Origin of the sequence: Roseburia sp. AM51-8, assembly GCF_003478275.1 — a bacterium.
Classification (GTDB): Bacteria; Bacillota; Clostridia; order Lachnospirales; family Lachnospiraceae; genus Pararoseburia; species Pararoseburia lenta.
Genome location: NZ_QUEY01000001.1, coordinates 139,768 through 159,954, shown reverse-complemented (window position 1 = coordinate 159,954; position 20,187 = coordinate 139,768). Strand labels below are relative to the sequence as shown.

The following is a 20,187-nucleotide window of genomic DNA, read 5'->3' as shown; positions in this document are numbered from 1 at the left end:
TTTTTCTAAGAAAGCCGCGAGATATGAGATCCCGCGGCCTGCTTCTACCTAGACTTTACTTTTATCCTTTTCAAAGGATGAATGTTACATATGATCGTGGCAAGTTCTTGCGATCACATCCATCTGCTGTTCCTTGGTCAGGTCGATAAACTTGACTGCATAACCGGATACACGGATGGTAAAGTTTGCGTACTCTTCCTTCTCCGGATGTTCCATCGCATCGATCAGTTTTTCCTTGCCAAAGACATTGACATTCAGATGATGTGCTCCCTGATCGAAGTAGCCGTCCATAACCTGTACCAGATTATCCACACGCTCCTCCTCGGCATTGCCAAGTGCGCCCGGATTGATGGTCTGGGTATTGGAAATACCGTCCAGCGCCCACTCATATGGGAGTTTGGTCAGAGAGTTCAAAGATGCCAGCAGACCGTTCTGCTCTGCTCCGTAACTTGGATTTGCTCCCGGAGAAAGCGGCTCGCCCGCCTTACGTCCATCCGGCATAGATCCGGTTGCCTTACCATAGACCACATTGGATGTGATGGTAAGAATGGATGTGGTCGGGATACTTCTGCGGTAGGTATGATGTCTCTTGATCTTATCCATAAAGGTTTTTAAGAGCCATACACCGATCTCATCGGCTCGGTCATCATCATTACCGTATCTTGGGAAATCGCCCTCGATCTCGTAATCTTTTGCAAGACCATTTTCATCACGAATGACCTTGACCTTAGCATACTTGATCGCGGACAAAGAATCAATCACATGTGAAAATCCTGCAATACCGGTTGCAAAAGTACGTTCCAAATTGGTATCCATGAGTGCCAGTTCGGCTGACTCATAGTAATATTTATCATGCATGTACTGGATCAGGTTCAGTGTATTGACATAGAGATCTGCCAGCCATTCCATCATGTCGTCATAGCGTTCCATGACCTCATCATAATCCAGATACTCTGATGTGATCGGACGATACTTTGGTCCGACCTGATCGCCGGTCTTTTCATCCACACCGCCATTGATGGCATAAAGCAGACATTTTGCAAGGTTGGCTCTGGCTCCAAAGAACTGCATTTCCTTACCGGTACGTGTTGCAGAAACACAGCAGCAGATGGCATAATCATCGCCCCATTCCGGCTTCATGGCATCGTCATTTTCATACTGGACAGAACTTGTTGCAATGGAGATCTTGGATGCGTATTTCTTGAAGTTCTCCGGCAGTCTGGAAGAATACAATACTGTCAGGTTTGGCTCCGGTGCCGGTCCCATGTTCTCTAAGGTATGCAGGAAACGATAGTCTGTCTTTGTCACCATAGATCTGCCGTCTACGCCCGTTCCTGCTACGTCCAGTGTTGCCCATACCGGATCCCCGGAGAACAACTGGTTGTAAGATGGGATTCTGGCAAACTTGACCATACGCAGTTTCATGGTAAAGTGATCGACCAGTTCCTGTACTTCTTCTTCTGTGATGATGCCCTTATCCAGATCTCTCTGGAAATAAATATCAAGGAAGGTAGAGACACGTCCTACAGACATGGCTGCACCATTCTGGGTCTTGATGGCTGCCAGATAACCAAAGTAAAGCCACTGGATCGCCTCTTTTGCATCCTTTGCCGGTCTGGAAATGTCATAGCCGTAAATGGCTGCCATCTCTTTCATGCCTTCCAGTGCACGGATCTGCTCCGCGATCTCCTCGCGCAGACGGATGACTTCGCCCTTCATGCTGCCACTGCCGCATTTTGCCTTGTCTTCCTTTTTCTCCTCGATCAAAAAGTCGATACCGTAAAGCGCCACTCTACGATAATCGCCGACGATACGTCCGCGTCCATAAGTATCCGGCAGACCGGTCATGATCTTATTGTGGCGGGCCTTTAACATTTCCGGTGTATATGCGTCAAACACAGCAGTATTATGTGTCTTGTGATACTTGGTAAAGATTTCCTTTAACAAAGGATCTACTTCATAACCATAAGTCTCGCATGCCTGCACCGCCATCTTGATACCGCCATATGGCATAAAAGCACGTTTGAGTGGTTTATCTGTCTGAAGACCAACGACCTTTTCCAGATCCTTGAGGTCTTCATCAATGTATCCCGGACCATAAGCGGTCAGACCTGAAACCACCTTGGTCTCCATATCAAGCACGCCACCCTTGGCACGTTCTTCTTTTTGCAATTTCTGAAGTGCATCCCATAAACGGTTGGTCGACTCTGTCGGACCTGTCAAAAAGTCCTCATTGCCTTCGTACGGTGTGTAGTTATCCTGGATGAACTGGCGGACATTGATCTCTTCCTTCCAAAGTCGTCCATCAAATCCGTCCCATTCCTTCATTTCTACCATTGTGTTTGCCTCCTATTCTAGTAAACGATTTGTTCCTTATAACTTGAGTTAGGCTTTTCTAACTCTCGTTAATTTTATAACAAGATTTTGAAAAAAGTGCAAGTTTTTATTTAGATACAATCTTTGCACATGTTTTTCATCTTGGCGCGTTTTTCATTATACAGGAAGTGCGGCACAATATCTAGTGGTTTTTATAAATTTATAACTACAATTTATGGTATTTTTTCAATCACATACCAAGTGTCGTCATAAACCAGTAGATCAAACCAAGGATCCAGGACGAAAAAATCCCATACAGGATCACCGGTCCGGCGATCTGAAAGATCCTGGCACCGACACCAAAGACATGTCCTTCAACCTTAAAACCATGGGCGGTAGCCGCTACACTGTTGGCAAAGCCCGTGATGGGAACCAATGCTCCCGCACCGCCAAAACTGGCAATGACCGGGTAGATCCCCGTGCCTGTCAAAAGGGCACTTAGGAATACAAGGGTCAGACTGCAATAACTTGCCGCCGTCTGATCGTCCAAGCCATATTTTTTTCCTATGTTGATGATGCACTGCCCCAAAAGGCAGATCAGTCCGCCGACCAAAAAAGCTTTTGCCATGCGCAGCCAAAGATTTGCCTTTGGCGTCACACTCTCCACATAGTCATTATAAGTCTCATTGATCTGCTCTTTTTCTTCCTGTTTCATTCTCTTATCACCTCATTTTTATGAACTTGCATATGAAAAAATAAAATACCAGAGGCTGCCTGCCAGCTTTCCCAGAGCAATGGCAAGGATGGCAAAAGACAGCCCCATTTGCAGTTTTACCCTGCGAAAGAGTATGGGAAACATATTTAAGATCTCTGCCAGCGCCATTGCCTGACAGCCCACATAAATACCGGCACAGATGCCGATCAAAACCAATGCCAGCAGTCCCAGCCCTTTTGCAAAAACTCTCCCGGCTATCCCCTGGCAAAAGGAGAAAAGCACAGGGCTCGGTTCAAAAACCGATAAAAGGCAACCGCTCAGGCTTCCTAAGATGATGACATTCTCCCAATGCATGGTATCTTTCGCCAGTTGCAGCCTTGCGATCATACGCGAGACAAACCCCAAGGTCGTGAGCAGGGCAATCACACCGGCTGCCGTTGCGCCTCCAAAGATCAGCCCTGCGACAATGATGACCGTCCTTTTAAGAAACATCCAGATTTTCTCCTCTCCTTGCCCCATTTTCTATGATCGCAGTATCTACATCCTTCTCATACTTGCGCATTTCCACCTGGATCGGTGTCGGATCATGAGTCAATTTCTTCTTGCCAAAATGGTTATAAAAGAATAAGATTCCCACCGCAAGTCCGATCGAATATGCAATCTCCAGCGGACTGACCGCAGGCTTTTTGCTTCCCATGACCTGCAAATAAAAACGGTCAAAGAGTTCCGTGATACTGATATCGTTGTGAAATGCCATGATGGCAAAGGCTGCTCCGACAAAGAGCAGTACGCAAAGGAATCCCGTCTTTGCCACTTGCATAAAGGGCTCCGGCTCCTTGCTCCGATACTCCATGATGACATCGGTTTCGCCCAGACTCACCACAGTCAGTTTAGGATAAAGGCTGTGGATCTCCTCGACCACCTTGGTAATGGATACAGGCATATTGCCGGATGTTTGAAATGGTAAACGGCATGTGCCTTTACCCTCGCTAATATATCACTGTTACTGCACTCTATCCCGCCCAGATCCTTGATGTAAAAATCCGCTTCATAGCGCAGGGCAGACCGGTCTAATTTGATATAGAGGGTCTCGTTGTTTCCATCATATCCCATCTTGCCATCATTCCTTTCCTTTTCTAACTATTGTTTCCAGTTTTTCCGGCTCTATGCATTTTTTACAAAAGAAAAAGACCTGTCAGACTGACAGGTCTAAAACCATTTGGAACACTCCTTGTGGCAAAAGGAACGTCTCTTACTTATTCCTTACTTATTCTTTCCATAAAAATAGGTTGCAAAATAGATCACAGATGCCACGATCACGATCATAGGTCCGGTCGCCACATTGGTAAAATAAGAAATGACCAATCCCACGATTCCGGAAAAGAGACTAAAGATCACGGCATAGAGGTGATATTCCTGCATGTTTTCCGATATATTCCGGCTGGATGCCGCTGGCAGGATCAAAAGGGCATTGATGAGCAAAATACCGATCCACTTGATCGACAATGTCACAATGAGCGCAATGATAATAGCAAAGATATCCTCCACCAGACGCACGGAAATATTGCGGCTCTTTGCCAAGGATGCATGGATGCTGATAGCATTCAACTTGTTGATGGCAAAGCACCAGAATACCAGAGTCACCGCAAAGATCAGGATCAGATAAATGATCTCCCGCGTAGAAATGCTCAGGATATCTCCCACCAAAATAGCGGAATACTTGCTAAAATTGCCCCCCTTAGATAGGATTGCCAGACCGATCGCCGTACTGCAGCTGGCAAAAACAGAAATGATGGTATCGGTCGCCGCCAGATTTTTACGGTTGATCTGATTGAGCAGAAAGGCAAATACAATGGCAAACAGCACCATGGACAGATTGGTGTCACTGATACCGCAGACCACGCCGATCGCAATACCGGTCAGGGCAGAATGTCCCAGTGCATCCGAAAAATACGCCATCTTTTTATGGACGATCATAGTGCCCAAGATACCTAAAAGCGGCGTAATGATCAGGATGGCAAGAAAGGCACGACGCATAAAATCATATTGGAATAACTCTGTAAAATAACCTGTCATTAAGCTTCCTCCTTCTTTCCTTTATAGCCAGCCTCATAAGGGGCTTCTTTCGCTTCCACCTTGCGCACATGTCCTACATTGTTGCCATAGGCATAGGTCGCATCACCAAAGACGCGATGAAATGCCTGGCTTTCATAGACTTCCTTGGGATTGCCGTCTGCCGTGACGGTCTTATCGATCAGTACGACCTTATCGGCATACTTTGCCACATAGTCCAGATCATGTGAGATAATGATGATCGCCATATCGTAATTTTTGCGCAGGTAATCCATCTTTTCGTAGAAAAGATCCATACCGTTTTTGTCAATACCGGACACCGGCTCGTCCAAAAGCAAAAGATTTGGCTCGTCCATGACCGCAAGCGATAGTAAGACACGCTGCAATTCTCCACCGGAAAGCTTGCCGATCGGCTGGTCGATCAGATGGTCTGCCTCAAACTCTGCCAAGGCTTCCTTGATCTCCTGATATAACTTTTTATTCTTCAAAAAGACCGGATAATCATAGCGGAAACTCGTGATCAGATCATATACATTCATGGGCGTATTTGGCTCTAAATTCAGTGACTGCGGCACATACCCGATCTTCATTTTTTTCATTTTTCCATTTTCGGTATCGGAAAAAGTAATACTTCCCGTATGGGGAATGTCCCCTAAGATCGCCTTGAGCAGGGTAGACTTTCCCGCACCATTTCGTCCGATGATCGCCGTCAGGCTGCCACAGTGGATATGCAGATTGATGTGTTCCAACACAACCTGATCGCCAAAGGACACGCCGATATCTTTCATCTTGATACAGTGAAAACCACATGGTTTTTTGATCTTATGCATAAATACTATCTCCTATCTCGCAGCAAAAGCCATCTGTATGGCATCCAAATTTTCCTGCATGTGCTCTATATAACTGTCCTTGTCATAGTCTCCCCTGACCAGAGTCTCTACATAGACGGTATTGGCTGCGGTCTCTGCCTCCACCATATCGCCCATCTCCTTGCCATAGACATCATCCGCAAAAACGACCCGGATACGGTCTCCTGCAATGGCAGACATGACATCCGATACCTCGCCCGCACTGACCTGACGTTCCTCGTCCAGATCCAGGACATAGGATACTTCCAGCCCCAGATCCCTTGCCAGATATTCATAGGCTTCCTGAAAAAGAACCACAGACCGTCCCTTGGTATATTGGGTCATTTCTTCTTCCTGCTTTCCCAGCGCCTGTAATTTTTTCTGGTATGCCTTGGCATTTTTTGCATATGCCTTGCTATGGTCTGCGTCCGCTGCCGCCAGCCCCTCTGCAATATTGTCTACCTGCTTTTCATGCAGGGCAACGCTCATCCATGCGTGGGCATTGTCCTCGATCAGATCCAGTCCCTGACTCGCATTGATGATGGTCAGATTCGGACATGCCTTTGCCACATCGGTAAGAAAGTTTTCGATACCGCCACCATTAACGATAAAAACATCCGCCGTCTGCAAAAGTTTCATGTCTTCCGGTGTCAGTTGGTAATCATGCAGGCAGCCGGTCTGCGGCTCGCTCAGATTTTCCAAATGTATGCCTTCCACGCCATCACAGACATTTAAGGCTGCGATATACATAGGGTAAAAGGATGTGACCACGGTCAGATCCTCTGCCTTAGCATTTTTTTCCTGTTTCTGATAAATAAAAAAAGTACAGCCAAATGCCACCACAAAAATGGCGGCAAGCAGCGTACTCACAAATAATCCTTTATGCCTCTTCTTCATTCTCAATCACCTGATCCATAAAATCCCAGATTATATCTCTTCCCTGTTTTGTCTCCGCAGAAAATGGAACGATAATGGTCTCTTTATCCGCGCCCAATCCCTGACGGATGATCTTGATCTGTTTATCAATCTGGCTTCGTTTGATCTTGTCCAACTTGGTTGCAATGACGATCGGATCATATCCTACATATGCCATCCACTCAAACATCTGCTTGTCATTGGCAGACGGTGCATGCCGGATATCGACCAGAAGAAAGACCGCACGCAGTTTTTCTGAAGTGTTCAGATAGCGCTCGATCATCTGCCCCCATGCCTCCCGTTCTTTTTCGGAAGCCTTGGCATAGCCATAACCCGGCAGATCTACCAGATAGATTTCTTTATTGATATTGTAAAAATTGATCGTCTGTGTCTTGCCCGGCTGTGCCGATGTCCGCGCCAATGACTTACGCATCATCAGCGCATTGATCAGTGACGATTTGCCGACATTGGATTTGCCCGCAAATGCCACTTCCGGCAGTTTATTGTCCGGAAGCATACTCGTCACGCCACAGACCGTCTCCAGTTCCACATTCTTAATGACCATTATGCACTCTTCTCCTGCTCTTCTCCGATGGCTGTAATGCTTCCGCTTTTGTCCTCCAAGAGGAGATTTTCATCCACCATCTCTTTGGTAACATGCACGCTTGTGATCGTTTTATCGGATGGTACTTCGTACATGGAATCCATCATGACGTTCTCCAAGATCGCACGCAATCCTCTCGCACCTGTCTTACGCTCGATGGACTTTCTGGCAACCTCAACCAGGGCATCATGATCGAAAGCCAAGTCCACATCATCCATCTTAAAAAGTGCCTGATACTGCTTGACCAGACTGTTCTTCGGCTCGGTCAGGACACGCACCATATCTTCCTCTGTCAGTTCCTGTAAGGAAACATTGATCGGCACACGTCCGATAAACTCAGGGATCAAACCAAACTTGATGAAATCCTGCGGCAATACCTGCTTTAAGAGCGTAGAAAGGTCATCCTGATTGCGCTCCTTGGTCTCTGACTGGAAACCAATGACATTGCTGTCCAATCGCTCAGAAATGATCTTGTCCAGACCTTCAAAAGCCCCACCACAGATAAAGAGGATATTCTTGGTGTCGATGGAGATCAACTCCTGCTGCGGATGCTTGCGTCCACCCTTCGGCGGCACGCTGGCAACCGTACCCTCGATCAACTTGAGGAGTGCCTGCTGCACACCTTCACCGGAGACATCTCTGGTAATGGAAACATTTTCGGATTTCTTGGTGATCTTATCGATCTCATCAATATAGACAATGCCCATCTCGCTGCCTGGATATCAAAATCTGCTGCCTGGATCAACTTGAGCAGGATGTTCTCTACATCTTCACCTACATAACCTGCCTCTGTCAGTGTCGTAGCATCTGCGATGGCAAACGGTACGCCAAGGACACGGGCAAGTGTCTGTGCCAACAATGTCTTTCCGCTACCGGTCGGTCCCAACATGAGGACATTGCTCTTTTGCAATTCCACATCAATGTCCTGTCCGGATGTGATACGTTTGTAGTGATTATACACAGCGACAGACAATACCTTTTTTGCCTCATCCTGACCGATGACATAATCATCCAGAAAGGCTTTGAGTTCCTGTGGAGTCAAAAGATTGATCTCAAATTCCTCATTTGCCTTTCTTTTAGCGTCTGAATGTTTTCCTTCCTGCTCCGGCTCATCATACTCCGGCATCAGTCCCTTTTCCATTAAATCTTCTTCTATGATCTCTGTACAGATGTCTACACATTCATCACAGATAAACGCCCCATTGGGTCCTGCGATCAACTTGTGTACCTGATTTTGTGTTTTGCCACAAAAGGAACATCTGACCATCTTATCGTCATTCATTCTTCCTGCCATTTTACTTCTCTCATTTCCTTATGATATGCACATTGAGGGTATCCCATATGGGGTACCCTCTTATGCATTACTCTTTCTTTGTGATGATTCCATCGATCAAGCCATAATCTAGGGCTTCATCTGCGCTCATCCAATGATCTCTTTCTGTGTCTGCTGCCACAACTTCGTATGGCTTTCCTGTGTTGTCTGCTAACATCTGATTCAACTTTTTCTTTGTCTTTAAGATGTTCTCTGCAGCGATCTGGATCTCTGTTGCCTGACCCTTGGCACCACCGGATGGCTGGTGAATCATGACTTCCGCATTTGGAAGTGCAAAACGTTTGCCCTTGGCACCACCGGCTAAGAGGAATGCTCCCATACTTGCCGCCATACCAATACAAATCGTTGATACATCACACTTGATATACTGCATGGTGTCATAGATGGCCATGCCCGCAGTCACCATTCCGCCCGGGGAATTGATGTAAAGATGGATGTCCTTGCTCGGGTCTTCTGACTCCAAGAACAATAACTGTGCAACTACAAGACTTGCAGTTGTCTCGTTTACTTCCTCCCCAAGAAAGATAATTCTATCTTTCAGCAATCTGGAATAGATATCGTAGGAACGTTCTCCCCTACTATTCTGCTCAATGACATAAGGTATTGTTGCCATATTATGAACCTCTCTTTCCTGACCTTATTACGTCTGATTACTCAGCGTCTTTTGTCTCATCAGCCTTCTTAGTTGTCTTCTTCGCTGTTGTCTTTTTTGCGGTAGTCTTCTTTGCCGGCTCTTTCTCTTCGTCAGCGGCTGCCTTCTTTGTGGTTCTCTTTGCTCTTTCCTTGACATTCTCCATGATGAAGTCTGCTGCCTTCTGGATAGCGATATCCTTCTTCATAGATTCTCTCTCAGCATCCTGGATGTATTCCTTAACCTTATCAACTTCCATGCCGTATGCTGCTGCCATCTTTTCGATCTCAGCATCTACATCAGCATCGGTAACTTCAAGATTTTCGTCCTTAGCGATCTGCTCTAATACGAGTGAAGACTGGATTCTCTTAACAGCATCCGGGCGAACCTGCTCCTTGAACTTATCCATGGTCATGCCGGTAAACTGCATATACTGCTCCATAGAAAGTCCCTGCTGCATCATGTTATTTGCAAAATCATTGATCATGCTGTTAACCTGATTGTCGATCATTGCTTCTGGGATGTCCATCTTAGCATCATCGATGATCTTTTCGATTGCTTCATCTTCCTTTGTACGATGTGCATCTGCTTCCTTGCGCTCTGTCAGTTTCTTCTTGACATCTTCCTTGTACTCAGCAAGAGTATCGAACTCAGATACATCCTGTGCGAACTCATCATCAAGTTCCGGTAGTTCCTTAGCCTTTACTTCATGGATCTTAACCTTGAATACTGCTGGCTTGCCGGCAAGTTCCTCTGCCTGATACTGCTCTGGGAATGTAACATTTACTTCTACGTCGTCTCCGGCAACCTTGCCTACTAACTGGTCTTCAAAGGTATCAATGAACGAATGAGATCCGATCTCTAAGTCGTAGTTCTCGCCCTTTCCGCCTTCAAATGCTACATCATCTACAAATCCTTCAAAATCGATCACTGCGGTATCGCCATTCTCGATCGGACGCTCTACAGAAACAGTTCTTGCGTTGTTGTTTCTCTGTGTCTCGACCTCTGCGTCTACTTCTTCATCAGAAACGCTTGTGTCGATCTTGGTAACGGTAACGCCCTTATACTTGCCAAGTGTAACTTCCGGCTTAACAGCAACTTCTGCTGTATAGATAAATGGCTTGCCCTTCTCTAACTGTACGACATCGATAGATGGCTGTGAAACGATCTCAAGACCGCTCTCGTCATATGCCTCAGGATATGTCTCCTGTAAAAGGATGTTGGCTGCATCTTCGTAGAATACTTCTACGCCATACATCTTCTCAACCATGGCTCTCGGAACCTTGCCCTTACGGAATCCCGGCATAGAGATGCTCTTCTTCTGCTTGTTGTATGCAGCGTCAAGTGCCTTCTCTAAACGCTCAGCCTCAATCTCAACTGTGAGTTTTGCCATATTCTTCTCTAATGTTTCACCTGTACACTCATTTAATTCATTTCCTCCTTAAAATTGTAACTCATGTACTAATCACCTATAATAGAACCTCTATTATAAAAAGGACATTCAGCCCTTGTGCAGTCATTGGGATATTATATCACACCATATTTTAAATAGCAATAAGGAAAACCAATGAAAAATAGGGGCTTTTCAAGGCATCCAGACCTCGAAAAACCCCATTTATTTTTCCTGTCAAAAATTATGCTTGTGTTTGATTTGCCGGGTTGCGGGAACTGTCTTTCCACAGCCGTTCTGCGGTCGGTGTCCAGTTCTTTGCGTAGTCCTCACATTTAGCACATAGATGCTCTACTGTCTCCGGTGACTGCAAGTCTGTGGAACGTGCCCCTGTGGCTTCTACCATCTTTTGCAGAGCCTCCGGGTTTTCCAACATCGGACATGGGCGCAGATGGTTGTCGTTGAACGGCTGACCATCATGATATGCCATAAAGATCGGTGACTGTAATACCTCAAGCAGGGTATTGTGGCGGATATTGGTATTGGAATAATGGATAAATACACAAGGATCACAATCTCCGTTGGCATTGATATGTAGATAGCGTCTGCCTCCGGCGATACAGCCGCCCACATATTCTCCATCGTTCTGGAAGTCCATGGCAAAGAGTGGTTTTGTCACGCGCACCTCCCGGATCTTGTGGTACATATATTCTCTCTGCTCCGGTGTCGGCAGAAGTTCCGGTGCTGCATCATTTCCGACCGGCATATAGTGGAAATACCATGCAAAGTAAGCCCCCCAGTCGATCATCTGGTCAAAAAATGCATCACTGGCAATGGAATCTAAGTTCTGGCTGGTATAGCAGCAACTGATACCAAACGGAAGTTTCTTTCTTTCAAATATCCCATCGCGCGGACAGCCTTTTCATAAGTACCGTTTCCACGTCTGCCATCCGTTGCCTCCTCAAATCCCTCAACAGAGATCGCAGGCACCAGATTTTTGACATCCAGCATCTGATCTGCAAACTCTTCATCGATCAGAGTACCGTTGGTAAAGGTCAGGAACTGACAATCATGGTGTTTTCTGCAAAGTGCGATCAAATCTTTCTTGCGCACAAGCGGTTCGCCACCGGTATAGATATAAAGATATACGCCCAACTCCTTGCCCTGCATGATGATGGAATCGATCTCATCAAATGTCAGGTTCAGTTTGTTGCCATACTCTGCCGCCCAACAACCGGTACATTTTAAGTTGCAGGCAGAAGTCGGATCCAAAAGGATCGCCCACGGGATATTGCAGTTATATTTCTTGCGCATTTCCTCCTGGGTCTGCCAGCCGATAAAGTTGGCATTGAGGAAGAAATTCTCAAACATGGCTTTGACGACCTCGGTATCAGTATCCTTTAATACACGCATCATCAACTGATTCATGTTATTGTCCGGATCGTCGATGACCCGACGAAATGCCTCTCTTTGCTTTCCCATCATATTCGGATCATCGCCTGCAAACTGATCGACGATGTCGAGTAATTTGACAAGATTCTTTTCCGGATCTTTTTCAATATATCCGAATGCTTTTTTCAGTCCAAATTGAACTAATTTACTTGATCTGTTCATATGAAACACCAGCCATTTCCTTAAATTTTTTATTACTATAACGCTGGTCGTTCCCTCATAAAACAGACAAAATGCCCAGATGTCTAAAATTTTGACACCAAGGCACATTTGTAGTAATTTTATACATTTTTGTCCTGGAAGGTGACCAGGGTACTCTGTAAACTACCCTCCATAAAATGGACATAATCACTCAGGCGCACCGTTTCTTCATCCGGCATGCCTCATCCAGCCAATCCAAAAAGAAATTGACGATCATGCGCGTATAGACATGTTCGATGAATTCGGCCTTGCCCTCCGCCAAAGTCTCTGCCTCCTCATAGGTCAGGATCAGTTTGTGGATGGCGGGCAGCATCTGCCGGTAAATAAACTGCTCATAATAAAGACGGTTCTGCGAATCGTAGGCATGTAAGACCTGCTGTCCACGAAAACGGAAAAAGACGAACAACTGCTGCAGCTGCTCTTTCCAGTCTGCATCCGTCTTGTCATAACGCTCTAAGAATTTCTTTAACTCATTATCCAGCGTCCACTCCATCAGATCATAAATATCTGCGAAATGATAGTAAAATGTCTGCCGGTTGATACCGCATTTTTCTGCCAGATCCTTAACCGTGATATGGTCGATCGTGTGCTCCTGTAACAATTCCATAAAAGTATCTGCAATGGCAGCCTTTGTAAACTCTTTCATGTATGTATCCCTCACATTTTTTTTATAAAGGAAAAGGAAAAAGCAGCCCCGGGATAGTCCCGAGGCTGCTCTCTAAGGTCTGGGCAAACTTATTTGCTCATTTCCTGCTCCTGCTTCATGATCATCTTCTTGACCATTTCACCACCGATAGAACCTGCCTGCTTTGATGTCAACTCACCGTTGTAACCATCCTTAAGTGGCACGCCAATCTCGCTGGCAACCTCCTGCTTAAAACGATTCATGGCATCCTTTGCTTCAGGAACTGCCATTCTGTTAGAATTTGAGTTTGAAGATCCGCTCATGTTCATTACCTCCAGATTTATTTTAAGACAAATCTTCTGACACCGGATCTTGTCTGATGTCTTCTGTAGAAGATTTATCTAATGCTAGTATGAACATAATACGGGAAAATATAGTTGGAAATTATTAGTATCTCTTATGCACCATAACTGTAGATAAACTTATCGCCAAGAGCAACTGCCGTCTCATGGTCTGAAAAATATTCTACGATGGCTAGTGCAAATTCGATCGCTGTTCCCATGCCGCGGCTGGTGATGATATTGCCATCCCGCACAACGGCATCTGTCTTGTAATTGCAGCCCGGCATCTTTTCTGCAAAGCCCGGATATGAAGTTGCATCCCTGCCCTCCAAAAGTCCGATCTGTCCCAAGACGCTCGGTGCAGCGCAGATCGCTGCGATCAGTTTTCCTTCTGCATCAAATAATTTAAGGGCATCTGTCACCGCCGGACTTGCTGCCAGATTCGGTGTGCCCGGGATCCCGCCTGGCAAAACGATCCCATCATAATCTGCCCAGTTCAACTCTGCGATCAGCTTATCTGCACAAAAGGCAATATTGTGTGATCCTGTCACATAAGGATCACCGGAAATGGATACGGTATCAATATCCATTCCCCCACGACGCAATACGTCTACCACGGTAAGTCCTCGATCTCTTCACAGCCGTCTGCCATACAAATTGCTACTTTACTCATATCTTTTCCTCATTTCTTTCTTTTGTTTTCTTCCTTCTTTCCATGGGCTCCCGCCTGCGCTATAATATAAGAAAAAGCGCCCAAGGAGAATCGCATGGAAATCGAACGTAAATTTTTGATCAAAGATCTGCCAAAGGATCTGACCTCTTATCCCTGCAGTCAGATCGAACAGGCTTATTTAAATGAAAATCCTGTACTTCGCATCCGCAGGAAGGATGATGATTATATCCTTACCTACAAGTCCAAAGGGATGATGGCAAGGGAGGAAAGTGAATTCCCGCTTACCAAAGAAGCCTATGAACATCTGCGCACCAAAGCCGATGGTAAGATTATCAGCAAGACCCGGTATTTTATCCCGCTTGCGCCTCACACCATCGAACTTGATGTCTTTCATGGCGATATGGAACCGCTCATCATGGCGGAGGTGGAATTTGCCTCCATCGAGGAAGCCAATGTCTTCCTGCCACCGGACTGGTTCGGTCAGGATGTCACCATGGATCGCCGTTATCATAATGTAAATATGGCTCTCTACCAATAGTTTATCTGGCGCGGTTCAATTCATACCGCGCCTTTGTTCTAAGGCAGGCTTCCAGTTGCAGGATGCGGTCTTCCAGCCGCCCATCCTCAATGATCTCATCTATGGATGCCGCCATCTGATTGATCAGATGATCGTCCAGTTCCTCCTCCATCTCGGTCACGATATCATATTTTCTGCCATAGGTATCTGCATCTAAAAAATCCAGAAAATGCGGGTTGACACCCTGTAATTCTGCGTCAACTTCCGGTTCTTTTTCCACAGGTCTTTCCGGCTGTCCTGCCGCTTTTTTCGCAAGCACTTTCTGATCCTGTGTCATGGCTTTTGTACTGTCGCCCGCGGATGCCATATCTTCCGGCTGGCAGATGGTCTCTGCCGGGGATGCTATATAGGCAAAACGATATTCCTGCTCTACCTCCGGGTACTTTTCATGGTCTACCGGACTAATGAACATATCGTATGGTCGGACATAAGTCTGGTAATCTCCATACAAAGCCTGATAAACGACATATAATTCTCTGGTCTCCGAATGTCTTGCCACGGCAAGAATCTGATATGTCTTATTTTTAAAATGCCGGTAGATCTCTCCCGGCATGGGTCTGCCCTGCGGCATAAACTTCACCCTCTATCCTATCTTATTTTACAAAGGTATTGGTCTCATAAATGCATTTTGCCAAATCCTTTGTCGCAAAATCTACCACTACAATACCATAAGATGTCCCTGCCTGCCAGTCATAGGATAAGAGATAATCGTTGATGGTCGTGGCATATTTCTTTGGATGTCCTACCTTACCGCTGCCACTGGTCGAGGTAAAGTTAATGGAAAAGGTATCATCCGCCGCCTGACAATTTTCCAGGTCATCCACAATGGCATCCAGTTTGTCGGACGTGTCATAATTATAGCGGTCCTGCACCCACAAAGAGGCACTGTCACTAATGGCAGAGAGTGCATACGGCACATCCACGATCTCCCGGTCTCCCTGGTCTTCCCAGTAAAAATGCAGTCCGCTCTTTTGCTGACCAAGTTCCATGGCATCCTCAAAACGTGTTGCCAAAACGATCTTGCCCCGCACCTGCTCCAGAGTCGGAATCTCGTTGGCAAGATACCACATTTGTGGATTCTGATCGATCTGTTCATACAAAAGTTTTTGTACCTGTGCCACATCATCCTTGCTGTTTTCCGCCTTCATACAAAGAATGACCGTCTCGGACGGATGTTCCTGCAAAAAGGCATAGACATCCGATAAGACATTGGACAGTTTGAGTGCTTTTGCAAAAAGTCCGCCGTCCTCTTTGCACTTTGCAAAATTGTGCTTCAAGATCAGTGTCTGCTCATCTTCCTTGCCGTCTAAGACCAGACGCATGTCAAAATAGCGGTAGCCATCGACCAACTGCTGTGCGATGCTGGTGTCCTGACATTGAAAGATATAGCGCATGCCTACATACTGTGTCGCGCTGTCATGCGTGCCCGGAATGGAGATCGAACTCAGCATCGTTTCCCCATCAATGTCTGCCATCCAATCCTCTGCATGATCTTCTGCCGCCTGCACGCTTGATCCATCCATACCGGCAAATACCGATAGCGACAAGACCAGTGCCAGAGCCACTGCTCCCCATTTTCTGAAAAATCCCCTCATATAAAAACCTCCTGTTATAAGCACTTCCCCAAGTGCCATTATGATAAGAATATAGTATAGCATAATCCACCGGAAAAAAAGCAAATTTTTTACTTCTTTTTCTTACTATATATTATAATAGAAAACAGAAAAGAAAATAATACAAAGAAAGGATTTTTTCATGATTGATCGTCATTCTTTATTAGCACTCAATTTTTATAAAAAGTCCCCCTTTACCGGGAGCGACGGCAATATGCGCTACCGCGTGGAAAAAATAGAGTTCCCCATCCCGGATACGGAGGATGAAAAAGAAGTCAAACTGCAAGCCACCATCTGGCCGGGACCTTTCGCCTTTGCTAAGACGGACGAAGAAAAAATGACACGCCAGACAGCAGACTTTTCCGAAGAAGGTCTCTGTGCTCTTGTCGACTGGCTAAACGAAAAACAACCGGAGTTTTGATGCTCCGGTTGTCTTTATGTATTCGTTTTCTTCTATCTCTTTGCATGCATGGAAAATGCATCCATATCGTAATGATCCAGATTTTCATGGATACCACGCTCATCCGCTTCGGAAAGAATCGTCTCACGGTTCTTTTTGAAAGAAGCCTGTGGACGGAAAGCACTCGGTCCGCCGACACAGCCGCCCTCACAGATCATACCCTCGATAAAGTCTTCCGGCAATCTGCCGACCTTCATCAAAAGCAATGCCTTCTTACACTCTGCGGCACCGTTACACTTGTTGACGGTCGCTGCGATCTCATCATCGCTTTCTTTCAAACTCTGCAAAACTGCCTCGGTAACACCACCGGAATTTGCAAAACGCTTGCCGTAGATGGATGACTCCTGATAAGAGTTGTCGTCCTCCTCCAGTTCTACGTTTCTCGCATGCATGATGGCACGGATCTCACTGTAGGTCAGTGCATAGTCTGCATTGCCCTCAATGGCATGATCCTTGACCTCGGATTTCTTGGAGATACAAGGTCCGATAAATACGGTGACCGCATCCGGTTCTTTTGCCTTTAACATACGGGATACGGCACACATAGGTGAAATGGTCGTTGATACATTTTCGATCAGTTCCGGGTAATGCTTCTTTACCATGTTGACAAATGCAGGGCAGCAGGAAGTGGTCATCTTCTTGCCATTCTTGTATGCTTCTGCCCATTCCTCTGCTTCGTAGGCTGCTGTCATATCACCGCCAAGTCCTACTTCCACAAGATCGGTAAAGCCGACTGCTTCATGGCTTTCTTCCAACTGTTCATGGTGATATGCTCACCGAACTGTCCCTCGGTCGCCGGTGCAACCAATGCATATACCGGATGCTCTGACTTGATCGCCTTGATGACATCCACGATAAAGGTCTTGGAACCAATGGCACCAAACGGACATCTGTGAATACAAAGTCCACAGCGGATACACTTTTCTTCGTTGATCACGGAAATGCCATTCTCGTCATAACTGATGGCATCGACCGGACAGGAGAACTTACACGGACGCTTTAAGGCTGCAATCGCATGGTAAGGACAAGCCTGGGCACATTTACCACATTCCTTACACTTGGAAGCGTCAATATGGGAACGATGGCGTCCCATCTCGATCGCACCAAAGTTACATGCGTTGATACATGCCTTTCCGATACAGTTCTGGCAGTTGTCGGTTACAACATAACTGGAGATCGGGCAATCTTCACATGCAGAACTGATGACCTGAACGATATTGCCATCGTCATGCATGCCCGGTGCCTTTCCCTCTGCCAGGCGGACTCTCTGGCGGATAATTTCTCTTTCTTTATAGATACAGCAACGGAACTGCGGTGTTGGTCCCGGAATCAAAGACTGCGCAATGCCGTCCCTCTTCTCTTCCAATTCATCTGCAAATGCTAATTTGGCTACTTCATAAAGTACATCATGTTTGATCTTAATTACATTTTCGTCAGCATACATTTGGTATGGTTCCTCCCTTTTTTCAATACTTGTGTGGTTGGTCTGTTACTTTTGTCAAAAAAATAACAATCTTATATTGGTAATATAACACGGCTCAGGGAAACTGTCTATAAATCCACCTCATGTACTCGAAAAAGACCAACAACTAACGCAGTCTCTGATTGATCTTTTGCTTGGTCTTCATATCATACATACGCCGGTCTGCCAGCATATATACTTTTTGCACGGATTCCTTTGGACACTCGCTGCTTTTTGCCACGCCATATGCTGCCTCAATATTAAAGGTCAGTTCGCTGGATCTCCGCTTCTCCAGACGCACCATTTTATTTAAGCACTGGTCGATCAGTGGAAACTGTTCCTGGCGGACTAAGACTAAGAACTCGTCGCCGCCCATACGGAATACCTCACCCATACCGGAAAAGGCATCCTGTAAGATGGCTGCAAATTCCTGCAAGAGTAGATCTCCCTGGACATGTCCCAGAGAATCATTGATGGTCTTTAAACCGTTGAGATCCATGTTGATCAGGGCATACTCCGCATCTCCTGCATCCAGTTCGTCAAAGCGCTCATTGCACTTGGTACGGTTGTAAGTACCACAGAGTTCATCGTGATATGCACGGTCAGCCAGCCACTCCTGCTCTGCCTCATGTACCAGAATGCCATAGATGTAGAAGATATAACTTACGACCAGCATAACGATAAAGAGCAGGGTTCCCACCGGAATGATACTGATGGTCAGAAGTTCATTGTCCTGCATGACATATTTTTGCAGATTAAAACGAACCAGATCGATTGCCACACTCACGCACAGGATCACTACACCGATATGTAAGGCTCTTTCCGAACGGTCACGTTTTTTTTCTTTATCATATCCGGTCAGCGCCACCAGGAATAGGGAAATGCCGCCAAAGAGGTGGAAGTATCCCAAGAGTCTCGGATAATGCTCGATATTCAAAAAGTGCAAAATAGTCGAAACTACAAAGAACAGTCCCATCAGCATAGCCGATGCATATGCCAGTTGCTGTTTCCAGATCGCCACATGCTTTCGCATTTCCGCGATCATTAAGATAAAACTGATCGGTGCCAGATACAGGGTCAGGTACTCCACCGTCGTGTTGGAAGCCAGATCGATCTTGAAGATCTCAAACACCTTCATATTGCCCATGGACCAGATGCCCATCAAAAAACTAAAGATCCCGATATACAAAAGACGCACATACAACTTGCTGTAGCAGACAGCGACCGCACTGACAATGGTCATGACTGCTCCCAATAAGATCAAAAAGATCCCCACAAAGGTACTGAGCAGATGCTGTCTTGCAAACTCCCGATAGACCTCACTGGTCGCTGTCACCGTCGGATTGGTGATATTGGTAAAAGCGTCCGGCTCACGCACATTTAAGGTAATGACAAAGTCTTTACCTGAAACATTGTCCGGCAGGTCTATAAAATGATAGCCGCTGCCTACCAACCAGTTCTTCTCGGCATACTCCTGTCCATAATGATAGATCTGTCTGCCGTCGATCTCCACATCGATCGTGGACAGATAACACAGAAATGTCATGGTCTGATGCCGTGCCATATCCTTAGGGAAACTTCCCATCAGGACGATCTCATCCCCCACCTGTAAATGTGAGAACTTGTATGCCGCCAGTGTGTCCTCCTGCGCTAACGCTTGTCCGTTCACGCTGACATGCCAGTTCTCTGCCAACTCCATGACCTCCGATGATGTCGAGTTTTTGCATAGCATCCATGCAAAAAATAAAACCCAGATCAAAGTCGCCGCAGCTGACAAGAGTGCCACTATGAGTTTGAACGTTTTCTTTTTTTCTTCCAGTCTTGTCCCCATGATACTGCCCCCTACTATTATCCTCTTAAAAGCATTGTATCATATCCCTCCCCTGCGCTCCAACAAATACGACAATTTTTAGGCAATTTTTTATATTTCTTTCTATAAATATGATATACTCCTTGTA

Annotated in this window: 19 protein-coding genes and 3 pseudogenes; 2 read left to right on the top strand and 20 right to left on the bottom strand. The window is 46.0% G+C overall.

The features are described from left to right. Nucleotides 1-84: 84 nt before the first annotated feature. From pflB to DW996_RS00795, 16 genes and pseudogenes are all read right to left on the bottom strand, one after another. Nucleotides 85-2,337, bottom strand: a complete 2,253-nt coding sequence (pflB, locus tag DW996_RS00870) for a formate C-acetyltransferase (RefSeq protein ID WP_118280855.1) — start codon at nt 2,335-2,337, stop codon at nt 85-87. Between the two features lie 229 nt (nt 2,338-2,566). Further along, nucleotides 2,567-3,031, bottom strand: coding sequence for a SpoVA/SpoVAEb family sporulation membrane protein (locus DW996_RS00865; RefSeq protein WP_118534583.1), 465 nt, complete (start codon nt 3,029-3,031; stop codon nt 2,567-2,569). Nucleotides 3,032-3,049: 18 nt separating this feature from the next. Beyond that, entirely contained in the window at nt 3,050-3,523 is a 474-nt protein-coding gene (locus DW996_RS00860) for a stage V sporulation protein AB (protein ID WP_158575133.1), read from the bottom strand. Then, entirely contained in the window at nt 3,513-3,974 is a 462-nt protein-coding gene (locus DW996_RS00855) for a stage V sporulation protein AA (RefSeq protein ID WP_118534581.1), read from the bottom strand. Before DW996_RS00855 ends, DW996_RS00860 begins: the two co-directional genes overlap by 11 nt. Next, a complete protein-coding gene (locus DW996_RS13540) occupies nt 3,917-4,144 on the bottom strand; it encodes a stage V sporulation protein AA (protein WP_118534871.1) in 228 nt (75 codons plus the stop codon). Before DW996_RS13540 ends, DW996_RS00855 begins: the two co-directional genes overlap by 58 nt. A 150-nt stretch (nt 4,145-4,294) precedes the next feature. Further along, on the bottom strand, nt 4,295-5,107 hold the full coding sequence (locus DW996_RS00845) for a metal ABC transporter permease (RefSeq protein WP_118280851.1): 813 nt from the start codon (nt 5,105-5,107) through the stop codon (nt 4,295-4,297). Further along, nucleotides 5,107-5,934 (bottom strand): metal ABC transporter ATP-binding protein, encoded by an 828-nt coding sequence (locus tag DW996_RS00840; protein ID WP_118534580.1) that lies wholly within the window; start codon nt 5,932-5,934, stop codon nt 5,107-5,109. Before DW996_RS00840 ends, DW996_RS00845 begins: the two co-directional genes overlap by 1 nt. A gap of 12 nt (nt 5,935-5,946) precedes the next feature. Continuing rightward, nucleotides 5,947-6,849, bottom strand: coding sequence for a metal ABC transporter substrate-binding protein (locus DW996_RS00835; protein ID WP_118534579.1), 903 nt, complete (start codon nt 6,847-6,849; stop codon nt 5,947-5,949). Next, nucleotides 6,833-7,432: a ribosome biogenesis GTP-binding protein YihA/YsxC gene (yihA, locus tag DW996_RS00830; RefSeq protein ID WP_118280848.1), complete on the bottom strand. Its 600-nt coding sequence runs from the start codon at nt 7,430-7,432 to the stop codon at nt 6,833-6,835. Before yihA ends, DW996_RS00835 begins: the two co-directional genes overlap by 17 nt. Beyond that, nucleotides 7,432-8,765: pseudogene (gene clpX, locus DW996_RS14680) on the bottom strand (ATP-dependent Clp protease ATP-binding subunit ClpX). Before clpX ends, yihA begins: the two are co-directional and overlap by 1 nt. Nucleotides 8,766-8,832: 67 nt before the next feature. Further along, on the bottom strand, nt 8,833-9,417 hold the full coding sequence (gene clpP, locus DW996_RS00820; RefSeq protein WP_118280846.1) for an ATP-dependent Clp endopeptidase proteolytic subunit ClpP: 585 nt from the start codon (nt 9,415-9,417) through the stop codon (nt 8,833-8,835). Between the two features lie 37 nt (nt 9,418-9,454). Next, on the bottom strand, nt 9,455-10,828 hold the full coding sequence (gene tig, locus DW996_RS00815; protein ID WP_118534578.1) for a trigger factor: 1,374 nt from the start codon (nt 10,826-10,828) through the stop codon (nt 9,455-9,457). 241 nt (nt 10,829-11,069) lie between these two features. Beyond that, nucleotides 11,070-12,439, bottom strand: a pseudogene (locus DW996_RS14675) (radical SAM protein). 190 nt (nt 12,440-12,629) lie between these two features. Continuing rightward, the gene (locus DW996_RS00805; RefSeq protein WP_118534577.1) at nt 12,630-13,124 is read right to left on the bottom strand and encodes a TetR/AcrR family transcriptional regulator; all 495 of its coding nucleotides are present in this window, start codon (nt 13,122-13,124) and stop codon (nt 12,630-12,632) included. Between the two features lie 89 nt (nt 13,125-13,213). Next, nucleotides 13,214-13,426 carry an alpha/beta-type small acid-soluble spore protein gene (locus DW996_RS00800; RefSeq protein WP_118280842.1) on the bottom strand — a complete coding sequence of 71 codons (213 nt, stop codon included), beginning with the start codon at nt 13,424-13,426 and terminating at the stop codon, nt 13,214-13,216. A gap of 134 nt (nt 13,427-13,560) precedes the next feature. Further along, nucleotides 13,561-14,061, bottom strand: a complete 501-nt coding sequence (locus DW996_RS00795; RefSeq protein WP_330428687.1) for a DJ-1 family glyoxalase III — start codon at nt 14,059-14,061, stop codon at nt 13,561-13,563. 150 nt (nt 14,062-14,211) lie between these two features. Here DW996_RS00795 and DW996_RS00790 point away from each other — a divergent pair, with 150 nt between their 5' ends. Beyond that, nucleotides 14,212-14,655, top strand: a complete 444-nt coding sequence (locus tag DW996_RS00790) for a CYTH domain-containing protein (RefSeq protein ID WP_118280840.1) — start codon at nt 14,212-14,214, stop codon at nt 14,653-14,655. 1 nt (nt 14,656) lies between these two features. On the opposite strand, the gene DW996_RS00785 is transcribed toward DW996_RS00790, so the two are convergent. Together DW996_RS00785 and DW996_RS00780 are read right to left on the bottom strand one after the other, a co-directional pair. Next, the gene (locus tag DW996_RS00785) at nt 14,657-15,265 is read right to left on the bottom strand and encodes a DUF1653 domain-containing protein (RefSeq protein WP_118534576.1); all 609 of its coding nucleotides are present in this window, start codon (nt 15,263-15,265) and stop codon (nt 14,657-14,659) included. A gap of 22 nt (nt 15,266-15,287) precedes the next feature. Further along, a complete protein-coding gene (locus tag DW996_RS00780) occupies nt 15,288-16,289 on the bottom strand; it encodes a phosphatidylinositol-specific phospholipase C (protein ID WP_158575131.1) in 1,002 nt (333 codons plus the stop codon). A gap of 160 nt (nt 16,290-16,449) precedes the next feature. Between DW996_RS00780 and DW996_RS00775 the strand changes: the two genes are divergently transcribed. Further along, nucleotides 16,450-16,728, top strand: coding sequence for a hypothetical protein (locus DW996_RS00775; protein ID WP_118280837.1), 279 nt, complete (start codon nt 16,450-16,452; stop codon nt 16,726-16,728). A gap of 32 nt (nt 16,729-16,760) precedes the next feature. On the opposite strand, the pseudogene DW996_RS14670 reads toward DW996_RS00775, so the two are convergent. Both DW996_RS14670 and DW996_RS00765 read right to left on the bottom strand, forming a co-directional pair. Further along, nucleotides 16,761-18,211 (bottom strand): annotated as a pseudogene (locus tag DW996_RS14670) (4Fe-4S dicluster domain-containing protein). 145 nt (nt 18,212-18,356) lie between these two features. After that, entirely contained in the window at nt 18,357-20,060 is a 1,704-nt protein-coding gene (locus DW996_RS00765) for a GGDEF domain-containing protein (protein ID WP_118534574.1), read from the bottom strand. Nucleotides 20,061-20,187: the final 127 nt, after the last annotated feature.

Coding starts and splice junctions, on each gene's coding strand:
- pflB (WP_118280855.1), bottom strand. CDS start 2,337: ATGGTAGAAATGAAGGAATGGGACGGATTTGATGGACGACTTTGGAAG.
- DW996_RS00865 (WP_118534583.1), bottom strand. CDS start 3,031: ATGAAACAGGAAGAAAAAGAGCAGATCAATGAGACTTATAATGACTAT.
- DW996_RS00860 (WP_158575133.1), bottom strand. CDS start 3,523: ATGTTTCTTAAAAGGACGGTCATCATTGTCGCAGGGCTGATCTTTGGA.
- DW996_RS00855 (WP_118534581.1), bottom strand. CDS start 3,974: ATGCCTGTATCCATTACCAAGGTGGTCGAGGAGATCCACAGCCTTTAT.
- DW996_RS13540 (WP_118534871.1), bottom strand. CDS start 4,144: ATGGGATATGATGGAAACAACGAGACCCTCTATATCAAATTAGACCGG.
- DW996_RS00845 (WP_118280851.1), bottom strand. CDS start 5,107: ATGACAGGTTATTTTACAGAGTTATTCCAATATGATTTTATGCGTCGT.
- DW996_RS00840 (WP_118534580.1), bottom strand. CDS start 5,934: ATGCATAAGATCAAAAAACCATGTGGTTTTCACTGTATCAAGATGAAA.
- DW996_RS00835 (WP_118534579.1), bottom strand. CDS start 6,849: ATGAAGAAGAGGCATAAAGGATTATTTGTGAGTACGCTGCTTGCCGCC.
- yihA (WP_118280848.1), bottom strand. CDS start 7,432: ATGGTCATTAAGAATGTGGAACTGGAGACGGTCTGTGGCGTGACGAGT.
- clpP (WP_118280846.1), bottom strand. CDS start 9,417: ATGGCAACAATACCTTATGTCATTGAGCAGAATAGTAGGGGAGAACGT.
- tig (WP_118534578.1), bottom strand. CDS start 10,828: ATGGCAAAACTCACAGTTGAGATTGAGGCTGAGCGTTTAGAGAAGGCA.
- DW996_RS00805 (WP_118534577.1), bottom strand. CDS start 13,124: ATGAAAGAGTTTACAAAGGCTGCCATTGCAGATACTTTTATGGAATTG.
- DW996_RS00800 (WP_118280842.1), bottom strand. CDS start 13,426: ATGAGCGGATCTTCAAACTCAAATTCTAACAGAATGGCAGTTCCTGAA.
- DW996_RS00790 (WP_118280840.1), top strand. CDS start 14,212: ATGGAAATCGAACGTAAATTTTTGATCAAAGATCTGCCAAAGGATCTG.
- DW996_RS00785 (WP_118534576.1), bottom strand. CDS start 15,265: ATGCCGCAGGGCAGACCCATGCCGGGAGAGATCTACCGGCATTTTAAA.
- DW996_RS00780 (WP_158575131.1), bottom strand. CDS start 16,289: ATGAGGGGATTTTTCAGAAAATGGGGAGCAGTGGCTCTGGCACTGGTC.
- DW996_RS00775 (WP_118280837.1), top strand. CDS start 16,450: ATGATTGATCGTCATTCTTTATTAGCACTCAATTTTTATAAAAAGTCC.
- DW996_RS00765 (WP_118534574.1), bottom strand. CDS start 20,060: ATGGGGACAAGACTGGAAGAAAAAAAGAAAACGTTCAAACTCATAGTG.